Below are 17,512 nucleotides of genomic sequence, written 5' to 3' on the forward strand. Positions count from 1 at the left end.
AAACTGTGCCAAATTTGGTGTGATTATAATTTGCTGATTTTTAAGGATAAAAACAAATTCGTGAGATTGGTCGCCTATGATTGAAATTTAGTAATTTAACGAATTCTACTTAGATTTAACCAAAATTCGTTATTGATTCTAGATGTAAAAAAAGCCCCAACTTTTGGGGCTTTTTGCTATTTCAGACTGCTGTAAATCATTACTTGATGACAGGAAAGCTCACTTGGACTTTTAAGCCGCCTTCACCACGGTTATTGACCACAACCGAGCCACTATGCTGACTAACGATACGTTTGACTATTGCGAGCCCTAAGCCAGTGCCTTCACTGCCGCGCGCGGTATCCCCCCGGGTGAATGGTTCAAATAACTTGGCAACTTCATCTTTTGCAATCCCCGGCCCATTATCTTCAATACAGATCCAGCATAGCTTGTTGTCTGCTGTCATACCGGTTGATACTTTGACCCACCCATTACCATAGCGCACTGCGTTGACCACAAGGTTACTGACTGCGCGTTTGATGGCGATAGGGCTGCCAAATGCTGGTTTGAGGTTGGCTAGTTGTGTCTCGATCTCAACATGGTCGCCATTGCCTTCTGACTGAGCCAAGTCTTGTGCAATATCATTCAAGTCGACTTCAGTAAATGATTGCTTGTTGACCGGTTTTAGGTAGTCCATAAACTGGCTGATGATCTCATTACACTCTTCAGTATCGCTGATAATGCCTTCCGCTAAGTAACTATCTTCTGGGGACATCATCTCTGTGGCGAGGCGAATGCGGGTGAGAGGGGTGCGCAAATCGTGGCTGATACCTGCCATAAGCAATGCGCGATCTTCTTCCAACGCTTGAATGCCTTTTGACATCTGATTAAAAGCCCGAGTGACTGAGCGAATCTCCGTTGAGCCTTTTTCTGGCAGTGGCGGTGGAATTTCACCGCGTCCTACACCTTTAGCCACTTTCTCTAGTGCCAACAATGGTCGGTTTTGCAAACGCATAAACAGCCAACCGCCAGCAATAATCAGTAAGGCCATTAGCAAGCTATTGCGAAACAGTGGAGCAAAATCTTCTTCTTGCAGTTCAGAGAGCGGGATACGGATCAGCGAATCTGGTAGCGCTTCTATATTGAGCCATAATACGTAACTCTCTTCACCCTGCGCCATACGCACATCTGTTGGAATGCCAAGTTCTTGGGTCATTTCCTCGCTCATTAAGTCAATGCTGATGGCATTGTGATACCGCTCGGCGATCTCACTATCTTTGGCATGGATGGTGACACCAAGACGCTCTAACACTTGGCGTCTCGTCGGGGCATCCATCGCCAGTGCATTTTCCGTTGTATCGGAATCGTCCAGCATCAAATTGATTTCGTAGCTTAGAATCTTGTTGAACTGTTGCAGGCTGGGAAGCAGAGCGTAGTTGAAGACTGCGTAATATGAGTAAACCTGACTGGCGATCAGCAAGGTAACAAACAGCAGTAACGACTGAGTAAAGGAGCTGCGAAAACGCATAGAGTTTTCCTGTTAACTGAGAGAGCTAGCAAAAGTGCGAGACAAGGCTCGCACTTAAACTGGGGATTTGATTAGGCTTCTTTACCGTCGGGCACAAACACGTAGCCCAGTCCCCACACAGTTTGAATGTAGCGCGGTTTACTTGGGTCGACTTCCAACATACGGCGAAGGCGTGAGATCTGTACATCGATCGAGCGCTCCATCGCGGAGTATTCACGTCCGCGAGCCATGTTCATTAGCTTGTCGCGTGAGAGGGGCTCACGGGCATTGGTCACTAGCGCTTTTAATACAGCAAACTCCCCTGAGGTGAGCGGCATGGCTTCATCACCGCGGTACATTTCTCGAGTACCTAGGTTTAAGCGAAACTCACCAAACTCAACTACGGATTCCTCAGAGCTTGGTGCTCCCGGTAGCTCAATAGTTTGACGACGCAGGACTGCTTTGATGCGCGCGAGTAACTCACGTGGGTTAAATGGTTTCGGCAGATAGTCATCCGCCCCCACTTCCAAGCCAACGATGCGGTCAATTTCATCGCCTTTTGCAGTTAGCATCAGGATCGGTAATTCATTGTTGGCATTGCGCAGGCGACGGCAGATAGAGAGCCCGTCTTCACCCGGTAGCATTAAATCGAGCACCATCAAATGGAAGTTTTCACGAGTCAGTAAGCGATCCATTTGCTCACCATTCGCGACACTGCGCACCTGAAAGCCTTGCTCTGATAGGTATCGCTCCAACAGGGCACGTAATCGAGCATCGTCATCTACTACGAGTATTTTATGATTTTCTTGCATTGAAACACCTTATCCAAAAGCAAAGCATAGTGACAAAAATGTATCACTGTTTGTAAAAGCGTGCTTGCTCAAATTGTTACTCTTTTTATCTTAACGTCATTTTGCGCGATCTACTCAATATCCAAGTGGGTAGATTTGATACTTGTAACAGTTATTTTAGAGCAAGCACGTTGCCGTTTTGGACTTTGGTGTCGGTGAATTAAAGCTGGTTACTCTTCGCTGACTAGTTTGGCAACGTAAGGCAGGTTGTGGAAATGCTCTTGCCAAGATAAGCCATAGCCAATCAGCATGTCATCGTTCTCCATCTCGTAAGCAAACAGCTGTTGGAACGGAAGATCAATACGACCCGGTTTGACGAACAAAGTGGCGATTGAGACTGATTTGACGCCCTCTTGTGCTGCGAAATAGGCGGCCACTCGCTTCATTGTGCCACCAGACTCAATGGCATCGTCCAATAAAATCACGTGAGCATCGTTAATGCTGACATTCTGCTGATAGATAATTTCCGAGTTATTGGTTCGAGAGCCTGGCGTGTGGTGGCAAGACACATAGTCTAGTTTGACTTGGCCCTCGAGCTTTCTCATCAAGTCGGCAGTGAAAAGAATACCGCCAGGTACCACGGAGACAAATACCACCTTCTCGCCAGCAAACTGCTGGTTAATGCGGTTGGCAACGGTTTGGACACCTTGCGCGATTTGTTCAGTGGAGAGAACGACTTCACCAATAAAATGGTGTGGAGCTGTCGTGTTTTGTGTAGGGGTGTTGCACATAAGACTATCCTTGATTGCAAGTTATCTGAATTGATGAACACCCGACCCAAACGTACTCCTTTCAGTATTCGATTGCTCGTCGAGTGAAAGGATATGCTGCAGCAAAATACCGCGAGATAATAGAGAACAGATTACGTGGCGATTTTTCCTTATTTGGCCCAGCTATTTTTGTAACCAGAGAATGAAAATTAAGTTTTTATCAGCAAAGTTTGTGTTAGTAAGCTCGCTAGCTCTTGCCTAAGGTAAAAAAACAGTGACAATCAAAGGATATTCACTGAAATGGATAAGTAGAGTGAAAACCAACCTAATCACACGCGAAGGCTATGACCGTCTCAAGCAAGAACTTGATTTTTTGTGGCGAGAAGAGCGTCCAGAAGTGACCAAGAAAGTGACTTGGGCTGCCAGTTTAGGCGATCGTAGTGAAAATGCGGACTACCAGTACAACAAGAAACGGTTGCGAGAAATAGATCGCCGAGTGCGCTATCTACGCAAACGCCTTGAACAAGTTAAAGTGGTGGATTACTCCCCGCAGCAAGAGGGCAAAGTCTTCTTTGGCGCGTGGGTGGAAATTGAAAATGAGCAGGGAGACACTAAGTCTTTTCGTATCGTCGGGCCTGATGAAATCTATGGTGATGCCAAGAACTACATCTCGATTGATTCGCCAATGGCACGTGCACTGCTTAAAAAAGAAGTGGATGACGAATTTACCGTGAAAACCCCAGAGGGTTACAAAGAATGGTTCGTGAACCAGATTCGATACCACAAGTAAACGTTAATCCGCATGCTGGGGTAGAAATTATGCTTTTCACCCCGATATACATTGATAGGACTTTAAACCCCAAACCAATTGATACCAGAACGCAGCGCTAAATGTGTTGCGCGTTCGGCCTGTATGGCTCGGAGCAAATCAATCGGGTTTACCACTAATTGACAAGAGATTGCACGGATGAGCCAAGCTATCTGTAAACTAATTGCTCAGGAACTGAATGTACGTCCTGAGCAAGTAACTGCTGCTGTTAACCTAATTGATGATGGTAACACAGTGCCATTTATCGCTCGTTACCGAAAGGAGGTTACGGGCGGTCTAGACGACACCCAACTACGTAACCTAGACAGCCGTTTGGCATACTTACGTGAGCTGGATGACCGTCGTCAAACCATTCTTAAATCGATTCAAGAGCAAGGCAAACTGACGGCTGAGCTTGAGCAAGAGATTCACCAAGCTGATAGCAAAACGCGCTTGGAAGACCTCTACTTACCCTACAAGCCGAAGCGCCGCACCAAAGGGCAAATTGCGATTGAAGCTGGGCTTGAGCCTTTAGCTGATACGCTATGGAATCAGCCACAAACTGAGCCAGAGAGCGAAGCGGCGAAATATCACAATGCAGAGCATGGCATCACGGATAACAAAGCGGCGCTGGATGGCGCGCGTGCAATTATCATGGAGCGTATTGCCGAAGATGCTAACTTGCTTGAGAAAATCCGTAATCACCTTAATCGCAATGCTGAATTAGTGGCTCGCGTAGTGGCAGGACAAGAGCAAGCGGGCGAGAAGTTTAAAGACTACTTTGAACACAATGAAGCGCTTAATAAAGTGCCATCACACCGTGCGTTGGCGATGTTGCGTGGTCGCAATGAGGGCTTCTTAACTCTAGCGATGAATGCCGATCCTGAGCAGGAAGAAGGCGTACGCCAATCTTACTGCGAAACTTTGATCGCCGATCATTACGGTATTTCATTGAGCCAAGCGCCAGCAGATGTGTGGCGTAAACAGGTGATCAGTTGGGCATGGCGCATCAAAGTGTCGATGCACATGGAAACTGAGCTGATGGGGGCGATGAAAGAGCGTGCGGAGATCGAAGCGATAGAAGTGTTCGCGACTAACCTCAAAGACCTATTAATGGCAGCGCCAGCCGGCCCTCGTGCCACTTTGGGCTTAGACCCAGGTTTACGTACTGGCTCAAAAATCGCCATCGTTGATGCGACAGGTAAGCTATTGGCGACGGAAACCATTTATCCTCACCCACCACAAAATCAATATGATAAATCGGCACAAATTGTTGAGCAGTTGGTGCGTAAATACAACGTTGACTTGATTGCGATTGGTAATGGTACCGCTTCGCGCGAAACAGACAGTTTCGTTGCCGATGTGATTAAACGTGGCAACTTAAAAGCGCAGAAAATTATGGTTAGTGAAGCGGGGGCATCGGTGTACTCAGCTTCTGAGTTGGCAGCGAATGAGTTTCCAAACCTCGACGTATCTCTGCGTGGTGCGGTGTCAATCGCTCGTCGTCTGCAAGATCCATTGGCTGAGCTTGTGAAGATTGATCCTAAGTCGATTGGGGTTGGTCAATATCAGCATGACGTTAGCCAATCGATGCTGGCAAAACGTCTTGATGCGGTGGTGGAAGACTGTGTAAACGCCGTTGGTGTGGATGTAAACACCGCTTCGGCAGCACTACTTAACCGTGTGGCAGGCTTGTCGACCACATTGGCACAAAACATTGTCGATTACCGTGATGAAAATGGTCGCTTTGAAAGCCGTACCACATTGAAGAAAGTGGCGCGTCTTGGACCAAAAGCGTTCGAGCAGTGTGCGGGCTTCCTACGTATTATGGATGGCAAAAACCCGCTGGATGCATCTTCTGTTCACCCAGAAGCTTATCCTGTGGTTAAAGCGATTGCTGAGAAGAATGGTAAGCAGGTTAAAGCCCTGATTGGGGATTCTGCTTTTCTAAAAGCGCTACATGCCGTTGACTACACTGACGATAGCTTTGGTCTGCCGACGGTTACTGACATTATCAAAGAGCTGGATAAACCGGGCCGTGACCCGCGCCCAGAGTTTAAGACAGCGACCTTTGCTGATGGCGTTAACTCAGTTTCTGATTTGGAAGTGGGTATGGTTTTGGAAGGCGTGGTGTCTAATGTGGCGAACTTCGGCGCATTTGTTGATATCGGTGTCCACCAAGATGGTTTAGTGCATATTTCCGCTCTAACCGATCGCTTTGTCTCTGATCCACGTGAAGTAGTGAAAGCGGGGGATATCGTCAAAGTCAAAGTAATGGAAGTCGATGTGCAGCGTAAACGTATTGCGTTGTCGATGCGTCTAAATGATGAACCAGGACAAGATAACCGCGCACAGCGCAGTTCTGCCCCTCGCACTAGCAATCATTCACGTCCACAAGGTCAACGCCGCCGTGAAGACACTTCTGGTAACAATGCCATGGGTGGAGCGTTTGCAGCTGCGTTTGCTAAAGCGAAACGCTAAAGTATTGTCAAAATAAAGTGCAATAAAAAGCCCCGCTCAATTGAGTGGGGCTTTTGTCTTTTAGGTATTCACTTAACTAATGGTTAGTTAGAGCGACTACAACACCGCAATGACCTCTGAAGGGGTATTTGGCGCAACCGCATGACCATAACGAAACTTAATTACGACCCGACGCTTGGCCATTTTCCCTTCGGTTATCGCTGCATCGATAACGCGCTTGGGTAAACGAAACCGCATTGCGTAGCCTTTACCTTGCTGATCGCTGTAGCTCGACAACGCGAGCAACTCAAACAAACGATCCAAGCTATTTTTTGGCGGGTCATGTTGAGAGGCATTGATTGCGTGCTCATCATCGGCGCCATAGTTTGGATGTTCTGCGGGATCCCACGCCGACTCTCGTCGGCGCTTATCTTCCGCATTGATTTTACGTTCAGCATTACTTTTGGCTAGTGCAACCGTTGGGACAATTGGCTGACGAATTCGATTGTCTCGCGCAGTTTGTTCCGTATGCACATTCACCGATGGGGCGATAAGTGGCACGCTCACGTTTGTGGGTGACACGATCATAACCGAGACCTCCTCAGTTTCGCCCACTGACATGGCTTGAAGTTATGTCAGTTGAAAATATATCGGCCTAATTGGTTAAAAATTTAGCGTTTAACGCGAAAAATTGTTACTTAAATATGTAAATAGATGTATATCAGCGAGTTAGGTGACAAAAATGGGTGATCTGCTGACAAAACTCTTCTAATTCAGTCATAAAGGGGGCATGGGAAGATTGGCTAAACACATAACTTTGGCTGTTTGGCATCAGTGCTGCCACATCCTCCGCCACTTGAATCGGAACCAGCCCATCTAAGCGGCCATACAGACGCAAGGTTGGGATCTCTACTTGATGCAGTCGCTGTCGGTAGTCAACTTCACCAAGTAAGTTTAACCCTGCCAATAATGCTTGCTGATTAGGCATCGGGCGTGACAGAACCGCTTGTTTGAGTGCCTTGAGATCTTGTCTAGCGGATGGGCTGCCCATTGCTTGCAGGGCAATAAAACGCTCGATAGTAAGCTGAAAATCATCGATTAATTGAGCGGTGAAAGCTTTGAGTACCTTAGCTTGAATGCCTCGCCAAGGTTTCTGTTCGGCAAAGCAAGGAGAACTGGCTACAGTGATTAAAGCGCTAATGCGTTCTGGGTGATGTAAAGCAATATGTGAGGCGACAAGTCCACCGAGTGACCACCCTAGCCAGACGGCTTGTGCAGGGGCCTCATTGAGTACTTGTTGGGTTAAATCTGCGAGAGAACTGAAACTGGCTTGATGACTATGACCAAAGCCAGGTAAGTCGACAATATGGACGCGAAAGTGTTGGCTTAACCGTTGTGCAGTTTGCTGCCATACTGCGCCATTCATTCCCCAGCCATGCAGCAGAACAAGATCTTTGCCTTCACCAAAACTCTGCCAGTGTAACTCTGTTGCTGTTGTCTCAATCTCTACCACTTAAATCGTCCTTTAATGTTTTACTCTGCTTGCACCATGAGATAAATCCTCAATCTGAGCAAAGCTATGTTAACTCAATGGTGGCAGAAAAACAGGCAGCGATTTATTGCGCACTACTGCCAGCACTGTTCACTGCCACTTGAATCGCGAGTCCATCCATCCTCTAAAACTTGGCTACTCTGCCACCGTTGTGTTGCAGCACTGGATATACCTCGGTGCCGGTGTTGCGGCATGCCGTCGACAATAGCGACCGACTTTTGCGGCGAATGTTTAGCGTCGCCGCCACTTTGGCGCAGGCTTTATTGTGTGGGTGATTACGCACCGCCGCTATCGACTTACGTAAAGCAATTGAAATTTCAACAGCAACTACGCCAAGCTGATATGTTGGCGCAGTTGTTATCGAATCAGATTGCTTTGAATGTGGAAGTGATTACTTATGTGCCTTTGCATTGGCGCCGACAATGGTGGCGGGGATTCAACCAAAGTGAATGGTTGGCTAAGGCATTGGCTAAGCGACTAAATATACCCTGCATTGCAATGTTTAAACGGGTGAGAGCGACACAAACACAGCGAGGGATGAGCCGTTCTCAGCGTCAAAAAAATCTCAAAAATGCCTTCCAATTGAGTGGATTGGTGAACTACTCCAGTGTGGCAATTGTTGATGATGTGGTAACGACAGGCAGTACGGTGCGGCAATTGTGTAAATTATTGCTTGATGCAGGAGCCAAAAGCGTTGATATTTATTGTATTTGCCGCACTCCTGATCCGGTTAGCGAACGATAAGTTTGCAATTTCGTCTTAAAGGACTAGATCTGAAAAATTTCAGGAGTAAAATGGTCAACAAATATCCTACAAAATTACTCAGGTATTCGTCGTGTCAAATCCTATTACTATTAGCCAAAGCGCTCAAGAACACTTTGCTAAGCTGCTTGCTCAGCAGCCAGAAGGTACTAACATCCGCGTATTCGTGGTAAACCCAGGAACGCAAAATGCAGAGTGTGGGGTGTCTTACTGCCCACCAGAAGCGGTTGAAGCTACAGATACAGAGTTGAAGTTCGAAGTACTGTCCGCGTACGTAGATGAGCTTAGTCTGCCGTTTCTTGAAGATGCGGAGATTGATTACGTCACGGATAAAATGGGTTCTCAGCTAACACTGAAAGCACCCAATGCAAAAATGCGTAAAGTGGCCGACGATGCTCCACTGGTTGAGCGTGTAGAGTATGTTATCCAAACTCAAGTAAACCCTCAGTTGGCAGGGCATGGCGGTCACGTTAGTTTGATGGAAATTACTGAAGACGGTATTGCTATCGTAGCATTTGGCGGTGGCTGTAACGGCTGTTCAATGGTTGACGTTACGCTTAAAGAAGGCATCGAAAAAGAACTACTGCAACAGTTTGAAGGTGAGTTAACAGCAGTTCGCGACGCTACTGAGCACGATCGCGGTGAGCACTCATACTACTGATTCGAGTCAGTTAATCATTCCAAGGCGCTGTTAAAGCGCCTTTTTTGTATTTAACTTTGCGTAAATTGCTGGTGGATAAACTGGTCTAACGCATTGCATTCTCATATATTAGGAAATAAGCGCCTAGAGAAGGAGAAATCTTGTGAGCAGAAAGACGCTACCAGAGATTCTGGCAAAGCAGACAGTAGCCCAGTCGCGATTGTTTACTATCGAATCGTTGGATCTTCGTTTTAGTAACGGTGAAGAGCGTACCTATGAACGTATGCGTCCGAGTGGTCGCAATGCAGTGATGATTGTACCCGTGACTGCACAAGGTGATTTACTGTTAGTGCGTGAATACGCAGCAGGTACTGAGCGTTATGAGTTAGGCTTTCCTAAAGGATTAATTGATGCTGGGGAAAGCGCGCTAGAAGCTGCAAACCGTGAGTTGAAAGAAGAGATCGGTTTTGGTGCTCAACAGATAGTGCCATTAAAAGAAGTGGTGTTAGCACCATCTTATTTTTCCAGCAAAATGACCCTGTTTGTTGCTCAAGATCTTTACCCTGAGCAGTTAGAGGGGGATGAACCTGAACCTCTAGAGTTGGTTCGCTGGCCACTGGCTCAAGCTGAAGAACTATTAACGCACCTCGACTTTAGTGAGGCGCGCAGTATTACCGCATTGATGCTTGCTCTTAAATACTTAAAATCATAATTGAGCAGTGCGCGAAGGATAATTTATGCCAATAACTCAAGATCTATCTTACCACCTACCAGCAGTGATTGATGTTGCGCGAGCTGCCGGACAGCTGATACTCGATATCTACCAGAAAAAAGAATACGAAGAGTTTGTCAAAGACGATGAAACGCCAGTGACCACTGCAGACTTAGCCGCACATAAGTTCATCGTTGAAAAGCTTTCAGAATTGACCCCTGATATTCCCGTGCTCTCAGAAGAGGCGGCAGATATTAGCTTAGAGCAGCGTTCGCAATGGGACCGTTATTGGCTGGTTGACCCGCTGGATGGTACACAAGAGTTTATCGCTCGCAGTGGTGACTTTGCGACCATTATTGCCTTAATCGAAAACCACAAACCAGTAATGGGTGTCGTCTATGGTCCAGTATCTGGTGTGACTTACTATGCCTACAAAGGTAAAGGGGCGTGGAAAATTCCGGATATGAGCGAAAGTGTGCGTATTACTTCGCATCAACATCCAGGGCCACAACAGCCGATTGCGATTGCGATTAGCCGACGTCAAGATATCAACCGTATTACCAGTCGCATGAGTAGTGCGTGGAATTACGATTTGGTGCCGTTAGGTTCGGCAGCACTTAAAGCATGTTTGGTGGCTGAGGGTGCCGTCGATTGCTATTTACGTCTAGGTCCTACTGGTGAGTGGGATACGGCTGCGACCCAGTGTATCGTAGAAGAGGCGGGTGGACGCATCCTGAGTACTCAATTAGAGCCACTTTCCTATAACGAGCGCGATACACTAGAAAATCCCAATTTCATTGTATTAGGTGACGAGAATTTACCTTGGAATGAGATTTTGTTGGTAAAAGACTAACCGCGTATGGCTCGCCCAGCTTTGCTGGGCTTATGGCGAGAACATCGCCGAGCTAGCTTAATTTCTCTCATCCTCGAGTCGTATAGCCCAGTCGAGGCACTCAAGGTAAGTACTCGCTTTGAGACAATCAAGATTCCCTATCACGCGCTATTGCGCGGTATAGAATGACAATCTTCTGTTTTTGCATCCGCTCTTGCCAACTTGTTAGCCAGCCTCAACAACCTCTTCCTGTCATCCTCGAGCGGCGTAGCCGAGTCGGGGATCTCTAGTTAAGTACTCGCTTGGAGAAAGGCAATATCTCCTATTACGCCTGCCGTGCAGTATTCTTGTATCACTTATTCTCCGGGGTGGAAAAATTGTCAAAATAGCCTCTGTGATGCAAATAATGCGTGCAACAAAATGCGATGTTTAGCACATTTTTGCTTCTCAATCTTAACGTGCTATCGATGCTTCTGATATGAAACCAATCCTCCCAAGTCCTAAGTTATTGATTATCATGAACCCCAGAGTGATATTGATCGCAGAAAAAACGTCAAAATGGTTTTTGTGATTTTAACGTTAAGCGCAAGATATTGAATTTATTGATTTTATGTTTTTTGCTTTTGGTTGAAGTTTGAATTGGATCACTGAATTGAGTTGATTAATTTTACGCTGAAAAATAACTACTTATATTGCCTGCCATTGGATTTTTTTGGTAAGTGCAGCATTTTGGCTGCGAGTTATGTGTTTAAAAGGTAAGTAAGATGTTGAAACCAACTTTGATCGCCGCTTCGGTTTTAGCAACCTTGTCCGGTTGCTCTTCACTGCAAAACTCACAACAAGTGGTCGACTCACTGGCCGATAATTTAGATGTTCACTATCAAGTCGTGACTAACCATGGTGCCAATGAGGGAATTGCCTGTGCGGATCTTGGCGCGGAATGGGCTTCATGTAATCGAGTGATTATGACCATTGAAAACCAAGGTGAAGCCGTCGCAAGTAAGGACTGGACGATCTATTTCCACAGCATTCGTTTAATACTGGATGTTGATAACGACCAGTTTAAGATTACTCGGGTAACAGGTGACCTGCATAAACTAGAGCCGACGGAAAAGTTTGATGGCTTTTCTGCGGGAGAAAAAGTTGAGATTGGCCTAGTCGGTGAGTACTGGCAGTTATTTGCAACTGACTTTATGCCAGGCGCATTTATTACCGCACCGGATGCCGAGCCAAAAATGATCGCATCTTTAAATACTGAAGATGTGGCGAGTTTTGTCTCTGGCTTGGAAGGCAACAATTTAAAACGTACACCAGATGACAACAATGTTTTTGCATCAGCAATCACGCGTTTTGAGAAAAATGCGGATCTTGTTCAGCAAGATGTATCAACGACTCTTATTCCGACCCCATTAATTGTCGAAGAGCGCCATGGTGTTGTCAGCATTGCAAAAGGTATTGAGCTAAGCAGTGCAGATTTCGCTCCTGAGCAATATGCGGCGTTGCAGACTCGTGCGGCACTGCTGGATGTAAACCTATCAGGCAACTTGCCTGTGCATACTGCAATTGTTCCGAGTGAGTTTCCTGAAGATCTCGCTAAGTCCGGAGCATATGAGTTAGTGATTGCCGAAGATGGCATCAAGATTGTCGCATTTGATCAGGCAGGTTTGTTCTACGGCGTGCAGTCAATTTTTGCGTTGACGGGTGAAAAAGAAACTCTGCCGACCATACGTATTATCGACGCACCTCGTTTTGATTACCGAGGTGTCATGGTGGATGTTGCGCGCAACTTCCACAGTAAGCAGGCCATTCTTGCCACACTGGATCAGATGGCTGCGTACAAAATGAATAAGCTACATCTTCATCTGTCTGATGATGAAGGTTGGCGTTTAGAGATCCCAGGCCTTCCTGAGTTAACGGATATCGGCGGCCAGCGTTGTTTTGATTTGGATGAACAACAATGTCTGTTACCACAGTTAGGCTCTGGTCCTTCTTCTGATAACTTTGGCTCCGGTTACTTTACTAAAGCCGACTACATCGACATTTTGAAGTATGCCAAAGCACGTAACATTGAAGTGATCCCTGAGATTGATATGCCAGCACATGCGCGCTCAGCCGTGGTTTCGATGGAGGCGCGTTACGATCGTCTTATGGCGGAAGGGAAAGAGCAGCAAGCGAACGAGTATCGTTTGATGGATCCACAAGACACTTCCAATGTCACGACAGTGCAGTTCTATGACAAGCACAGCTTTATTAACCCATGCTTAGATTCTTCAACGCGTTTTGTCGATAAGGTAATTTCAGAAGTTGCTGCAATGCACAACGAAGCGGGTATGCCACTGACCACTTGGCACTTTGGCGGTGATGAAGCCAAAAACATCAAACTGGGCGCAGGTTTCCAAGATGTGAGTGCAGAAGATAAAGTGGCATGGAAAGGGACGATTGACCTATCTAAACAAGACAAGCCGTTTGCGAAGTCGCCTCAGTGTCAGGCATTGATTAAAGATGGCACAGTAAGTGATTTTGCTCATCTACCAAGTTACTTTGCTGAAGAAGTATCTAAGATTGTCGCGCAAAAAGGCATTGCGAACTTCCAAGCGTGGCAAGATGGCTTGAAGTACAGTCAAGATGGTGAGAAAGCCTTTGCAACTGAAAATACCCGCGTAAATTTCTGGGATGTTCTCTACTGGGGTGGGACTTCTTCAGTGTATGAATGGTCAGCGAAAGGCTATGACGTCGTAGTTTCAAATCCAGATTACGTTTACATGGATATGCCATACGAAGTGGACCCGCAAGAGCGCGGTTACTACTGGGCAACTCGTGCGACAGATACACGTAAGATGTTTGGTTTTGCGCCTGAGAACATGCCACAGAATGCGGAAACTTCTGTAGACCGTGACGGCAATGGTTTTAGTGGCAAAGGTACCATTGAAGCGAAACCTTTCTATGGGTTGTCGGCACAGCTTTGGTCAGAAACGGTTCGTACCGATGAGCAATATGAATATATGGTGTTCCCACGAGTACTCGCTGCCGCTGAGCGTGCGTGGCATCAAGCAGGTTGGGAAAACGATTACCAAGTTGGTGTCGAATACTCACAAGAGACTAACTTAGTCGATAAATCGGCTCGTAACCAAGATTACAATCGCTTTGCAAACGTGCTTGGCCAGCGTGAACTTGCGAAGTTGGAAAAAGCGGGCATCGATTATCGTTTGCCAGTCCCTGGAGCGAAGATCGAAAATGGGCAATTGGCGATGAATAGTGCGTTTCCTGGGATTGAGTTGCAATACTCTATCGATGGTGACAACTGGTTAACTTACAGTGATGCACAGCGTCCAAATGTTGCGGGTAAAGTGTGGATTCGCTCAGTTTCAGCTAGCGGTGACAAAGCGAGTCGTGTTACGTCGCTGAAGTAATTAAAGAGTTAGTTAATCATTAAATGGATTTAAGTTGTTGGTAAGCAAAGCGCTCTGTATCTGCAGGGCGCTTTTTTTTGTTTGGATAAGCGAATGCCCAGCTTTCTCCATTCTTGTCATCCTCGAGAGGCGTAGCCGAGTTGGGGATCTTTAGTTAGGCGCTAGCTTTACGCTTTAGAATAGATATCGCGTTCACCCAGCCAGCGATTGATGATTGCCAAAGCATTTTGTGGGTAATTGTCATGAATATGACGCGCAATGCGCTGAACTTCGGGAACTAAGCGCTGATCTCGAACTAAATCGGCAATCTTGAAATCTGCCATGCCAGTCTGTTTGGTTCCAAGCAATTCACCGGGACCACGAATTTCCAGATCCCGCTGAGCAATCACAAATCCATCATTGCTTTCGCGCAATACGCCAAGGCGTTTTTGGGCTGTCTTTGATAGCGGAGCATGGTAGAGCAACACGCAGTGACTGGCCACCGAGCCCCGACCCACTCGGCCACGTAACTGGTGAAGCTGAGCTAAACCAAGGCGTTCTGGGTTTTCGATGATCATCAAGCTTGAGTTTGGTACATCTACCCCGACTTCGATAACGGTCGTTGCGACCAAAAGGTTCAGCTTGTTGTCTTTGAATGCCTGCATCACGGCTTGCTTTTCTGCTGGTTTCATTCGCCCGTGAACCAAACCAATGCTGACGTCGGGGAGCAGACGCTGTAATTCTTCAGCGGTATCGGCTGCGGCCTGCGCCTCCAACACTTCTGATTCATCAATCAGCGTACATACCCAATACGCTTGTTTGCCTTCATTAAGGCAAGCATGACGTACACGCTCAATGATATCGTTGCGTTTGGTGTCAGGGATCGCGACAGTTTGAATTGGGGTTCGACCCGGTGGTAGTTCATCAATCACCGAGGTTTCCAAGTCTGCGTATGCAGTCATCGCCAGAGTGCGAGGAATCGGCGTGGCAGTCATGATCAACTGGTGTGGGAAGCTACCTTGCTTCTCGCCTTTAGCGCGCAGTTCTAAGCGCTGGTGGACACCGAAACGGTGCTGCTCATCGATGATCACCAAGGCTAAGTTGTGAAACTCGACATGCTCTTGGAATAGGGCATGCGTACCGACCACCATCTGCGCTTCACCACTGGCAATTCGTGCCAGCTCAGTTTCTTTCGCCTTACCTTTCAGTTTGCCTGCTAGCCAGCCGACTTGAATATTCATTGTTTCAAACCAATTAGCAAAGTTGAGCGCATGTTGCTCGGCAAGCAGTTCAGTCGGCGCCATTAATGCCACTTGGTAGCCATGTTCGATCGCGCGCAGCGCTGCCAGCGCAGCAACGAGAGTTTTACCTGAGCCTACATCGCCTTGTACTAAACGCATCATAGGATGGGGTTTAGCAAGATCTTGCTCTATTTCATTAACGACACGCGCCTGTGCATTGGTTGGTGAAAATGGCAGTTGGCTAAGTAGCTGTTGCTTAAGGTGATCAACTGGCGGTAGCGGAATCGCGACATCTTGTTGACCTTTGCTGCGCACGGCTAGCATCGAGAGGTTTTGCGCTAGCAACTCCTCCATAATCAAACGAACTTGTGCTGGGTGTTTTCCTTCATCAAATTGCGCTAAATCGATATCTGGCGGTGGACGATGAATAGTATGCAGCGCCTCTGCCAATGTAATCTGATGTGGATAGAGACCACTTGGTAGCAACTCTTGTACTGCGGCTTTATCAAGTAGTGATAGTGCTTGGTCGGTGAGATTACGCAGGGTAATTTGGCGCAATCCGTCGGTGGTTGGGTAAACCGGTGTTAGGCTTGGCTCACTTTCTACGGCTTGGTTTGGTGCATAGAATTTATAGTCTGGATGAACGATTTCTAAGCCGTAGTTGCCGCGTTTTATCTCACCATAAGCGTGTACGGTTTTGCCTTCAGAAAAGTTGTTTTTCATGCCGGCGGTAAAGTTAAAAAAGCGTAGAGTTAGCGTGCCGTTTCCGTCGCTAATCTTAACCGTCAGCATTTTGCGCTTACCAAATAAGGTATCTACGCTCATCACTTTGCCCTGCACCGCAGCCCAAAGACCCGCATGCAATTTAACGATAGGATAAACACGAGTTCGGTCTTCGTAGCGTAGCGGTAAGTGGAACAATAAGTCCTGTACGCTGCACAAGCCTACTTTTTCCAATTTTTCCGCTACTTTGGCACCGACGCCACTTAAAGACGTAAGCGGAATAGCAGACAGAAGTTGTGACATAACACCAAGCTCATTAACTAAGATGCAGATAGTTAACCATTTGGCTGTGTTTTTGTACAGGGGAAAGTTGGTTGGCAACGCTAAAGGTAAAGGTTGCCATTCCATACCGCGTGAAAGCGCGTGATAGGGGAGCTGACTCTAGTTTTAATATGGCACTTAGCTAGAGATCCCCAACTCGGCTGCGCCTCTTGAGGATGACAAAAGTTGCTGGTTATTGGATTGCGAACTCGGGAAGATGGAAATCGAAAAGGCAAGGTTGTCATTCCATACAGCGCGAAAGCGCGTGATAGGGAATCTGGTTCTACTTTCCAAAATCTCGATGTTATTTTTTCTGCATCTCCGCCCACCAAGCGTCGTCAGCGACGATTTGACCTTCGTCATCGAGTGGTGGGTATGGCAGATTTTTGCGTTTTGCGACTTTGGCTAGTACAGGATGACCACGTTCAAACAGAGTGCGGTGAATCACTTCTTGTGGCAAAGCGCTTTGTTCATTGTTGTACATGCCCGCTTCTTGGCGTTGACGCTGTGCTTCGTAAAGAATGATTGCACTGGCAACGGAAACATTCAGCGACTGCACCATCCCCATCATTGGAATGATAATGTCTTGGTCAGCCAGTTTTTTGGCTTGCTCAGACGCACCAACTTTCTCACTGCCGAGGATAATTGCCGTTGGCTTGGTGTAATCAATTTGGCGAAAGTCGACGGCGGTATCGGACAAGTTGGTGACGAGAATCTGCATCCCTTGCGCTTTGAGCTGTGCAACAGCATCTTCGATGGTGTGATGGTTATCCACCTCAACCCAGTTACGTGCGCCTGCCGAAGTGTGGGTTAAGGTGCGCATTTTATCCGGCCAGATAGCGTGGATCTTATGTAAACCAGCAGCGTCTGCTGTGCGCACAACCGCTGAGACATTATTGGGTTTATGCACTTCTTCCATGCACACGGTTAGGTCGGTTTGGCGAGCCTTGAGTACTTGTTGGATACGTTGGTAGCGTTCTAGATTCATAACTATGGTCATTAAAAATAAGGCCCTTGAAACGGCG

General features: G+C 47.0%; 14 protein-coding genes. 7 read left to right on the plus strand and 7 right to left on the minus strand.

Translation table 11 applies throughout. From position 1 onward, the window contains the following. Positions 1-199: 199 nt before the first annotated feature. From envZ to GZK95_RS00490, 3 genes are all read right to left on the minus strand, one after another. Positions 200-1,507: a two-component system sensor histidine kinase EnvZ gene (gene envZ, locus GZK95_RS00480; RefSeq protein WP_075710518.1), complete on the minus strand. Its 1,308-nt coding sequence runs from the start codon at positions 1,505-1,507 to the stop codon at positions 200-202. A gap of 71 nt (positions 1,508-1,578) precedes the next feature. After that, positions 1,579-2,298 carry an osmolarity response regulator transcription factor OmpR gene (ompR, locus tag GZK95_RS00485; RefSeq protein WP_075710520.1) on the minus strand — a complete coding sequence of 240 codons (720 nt, stop codon included), beginning with the start codon at positions 2,296-2,298 and terminating at the stop codon, positions 1,579-1,581. Positions 2,299-2,507: 209 nt separating this feature from the next. Beyond that, the gene (locus GZK95_RS00490) at positions 2,508-3,068 is read right to left on the minus strand and encodes a phosphoribosyltransferase (protein ID WP_075713998.1); all 561 of its coding nucleotides are present in this window, start codon (positions 3,066-3,068) and stop codon (positions 2,508-2,510) included. 292 nt (positions 3,069-3,360) lie between these two features. Here GZK95_RS00490 and greB point away from each other — a divergent pair, with 292 nt between their 5' ends. Then, positions 3,361-3,837: a transcription elongation factor GreB gene (greB, locus tag GZK95_RS00495; protein WP_075714000.1), complete on the plus strand. Its 477-nt coding sequence runs from the start codon at positions 3,361-3,363 to the stop codon at positions 3,835-3,837. A 177-nt stretch (positions 3,838-4,014) separates the two neighbouring features. Further along, a complete protein-coding gene (locus tag GZK95_RS00500) occupies positions 4,015-6,336 on the plus strand; it encodes a Tex family protein (RefSeq protein WP_075713576.1) in 2,322 nt (773 codons plus the stop codon). A gap of 96 nt (positions 6,337-6,432) precedes the next feature. Here GZK95_RS00500 and GZK95_RS00505 read toward each other — a convergent pair whose 3' ends face one another. After that, a complete protein-coding gene (locus GZK95_RS00505) occupies positions 6,433-6,903 on the minus strand; it encodes an ATP-dependent Lon protease (protein ID WP_075710528.1) in 471 nt (156 codons plus the stop codon). A 133-nt stretch (positions 6,904-7,036) separates the two neighbouring features. Continuing rightward, entirely contained in the window at positions 7,037-7,828 is a 792-nt protein-coding gene (gene bioH, locus GZK95_RS00510; protein ID WP_075713578.1) for a pimeloyl-ACP methyl ester esterase BioH, read from the minus strand. Between the two features lie 231 nt (positions 7,829-8,059). Between bioH and GZK95_RS00515 the strand changes: the two genes are divergently transcribed. The 5 genes from GZK95_RS00515 (at position 8,060) to GZK95_RS00535 (ending at position 14,223) form a co-directional block, all read left to right on the plus strand. Beyond that, positions 8,060-8,611, plus strand: coding sequence for a ComF family protein (locus tag GZK95_RS00515; protein ID WP_225623938.1), 552 nt, complete (start codon positions 8,060-8,062; stop codon positions 8,609-8,611). Positions 8,612-8,702: 91 nt separating this feature from the next. Beyond that, positions 8,703-9,290 (plus strand): Fe-S biogenesis protein NfuA, encoded by a 588-nt coding sequence (gene nfuA / locus GZK95_RS00520; RefSeq protein WP_075710534.1) that lies wholly within the window; start codon positions 8,703-8,705, stop codon positions 9,288-9,290. A 142-nt stretch (positions 9,291-9,432) separates the two neighbouring features. Beyond that, complete coding sequence (nudE, locus tag GZK95_RS00525) at positions 9,433-9,981, plus strand: ADP compounds hydrolase NudE (RefSeq protein ID WP_075710536.1); 549 nt, start codon at positions 9,433-9,435, stop codon at positions 9,979-9,981. A 25-nt stretch (positions 9,982-10,006) separates the two neighbouring features. Further along, entirely contained in the window at positions 10,007-10,834 is an 828-nt protein-coding gene (cysQ, locus tag GZK95_RS00530; RefSeq protein WP_075713582.1) for a 3'(2'),5'-bisphosphate nucleotidase CysQ, read from the plus strand. Between the two features lie 743 nt (positions 10,835-11,577). After that, on the plus strand, positions 11,578-14,223 hold the full coding sequence (locus GZK95_RS00535) for a beta-N-acetylhexosaminidase (protein ID WP_075716482.1): 2,646 nt from the start codon (positions 11,578-11,580) through the stop codon (positions 14,221-14,223). A 167-nt stretch (positions 14,224-14,390) separates the two neighbouring features. Here the strand turns inward: GZK95_RS00535 and recG are convergent, their stop codons facing one another. Both recG and trmH read right to left on the minus strand, forming a co-directional pair. Then, positions 14,391-16,469, minus strand: a complete 2,079-nt coding sequence (gene recG / locus GZK95_RS00540) for an ATP-dependent DNA helicase RecG (protein WP_075716483.1) — start codon at positions 16,467-16,469, stop codon at positions 14,391-14,393. A gap of 322 nt (positions 16,470-16,791) precedes the next feature. Then, on the minus strand, positions 16,792-17,475 hold the full coding sequence (trmH, locus tag GZK95_RS00545; protein WP_075716481.1) for a tRNA (guanosine(18)-2'-O)-methyltransferase TrmH: 684 nt from the start codon (positions 17,473-17,475) through the stop codon (positions 16,792-16,794). Positions 17,476-17,512 lie beyond the last annotated feature (37 nt).

Source organism: Vibrio panuliri, from assembly GCF_009938205.1.
GTDB lineage: Bacteria > Pseudomonadota > Gammaproteobacteria > Enterobacterales > Vibrionaceae > Vibrio > Vibrio panuliri.

Excerpts from the sequence above, each read along its gene's own strand:
- envZ (WP_075710518.1), bottom strand. The coding sequence starts at position 1,507 with ATGCGTTTTCGCAGCTCCTTTACTCAGTCGTTACTGCTGTTTGTTACC.
- ompR (WP_075710520.1), bottom strand. The coding sequence starts at position 2,298 with ATGCAAGAAAATCATAAAATACTCGTAGTAGATGACGATGCTCGATTA.
- GZK95_RS00490 (WP_075713998.1), bottom strand. The coding sequence starts at position 3,068 with ATGTGCAACACCCCTACACAAAACACGACAGCTCCACACCATTTTATT.
- GZK95_RS00500 (WP_075713576.1), top strand. The coding sequence starts at position 4,015 with ATGAGCCAAGCTATCTGTAAACTAATTGCTCAGGAACTGAATGTACGT.
- GZK95_RS00505 (WP_075710528.1), bottom strand. The coding sequence starts at position 6,903 with ATGATCGTGTCACCCACAAACGTGAGCGTGCCACTTATCGCCCCATCG.
- GZK95_RS00515 (WP_225623938.1), top strand. The coding sequence starts at position 8,060 with ATGCCGTCGACAATAGCGACCGACTTTTGCGGCGAATGTTTAGCGTCG.
- cysQ (WP_075713582.1), top strand. The coding sequence starts at position 10,007 with ATGCCAATAACTCAAGATCTATCTTACCACCTACCAGCAGTGATTGAT.
- GZK95_RS00535 (WP_075716482.1), top strand. The coding sequence starts at position 11,578 with ATGTTGAAACCAACTTTGATCGCCGCTTCGGTTTTAGCAACCTTGTCC.
- recG (WP_075716483.1), bottom strand. The coding sequence starts at position 16,469 with ATGTCACAACTTCTGTCTGCTATTCCGCTTACGTCTTTAAGTGGCGTC.
- trmH (WP_075716481.1), bottom strand. The coding sequence starts at position 17,475 with ATGAATCTAGAACGCTACCAACGTATCCAACAAGTACTCAAGGCTCGC.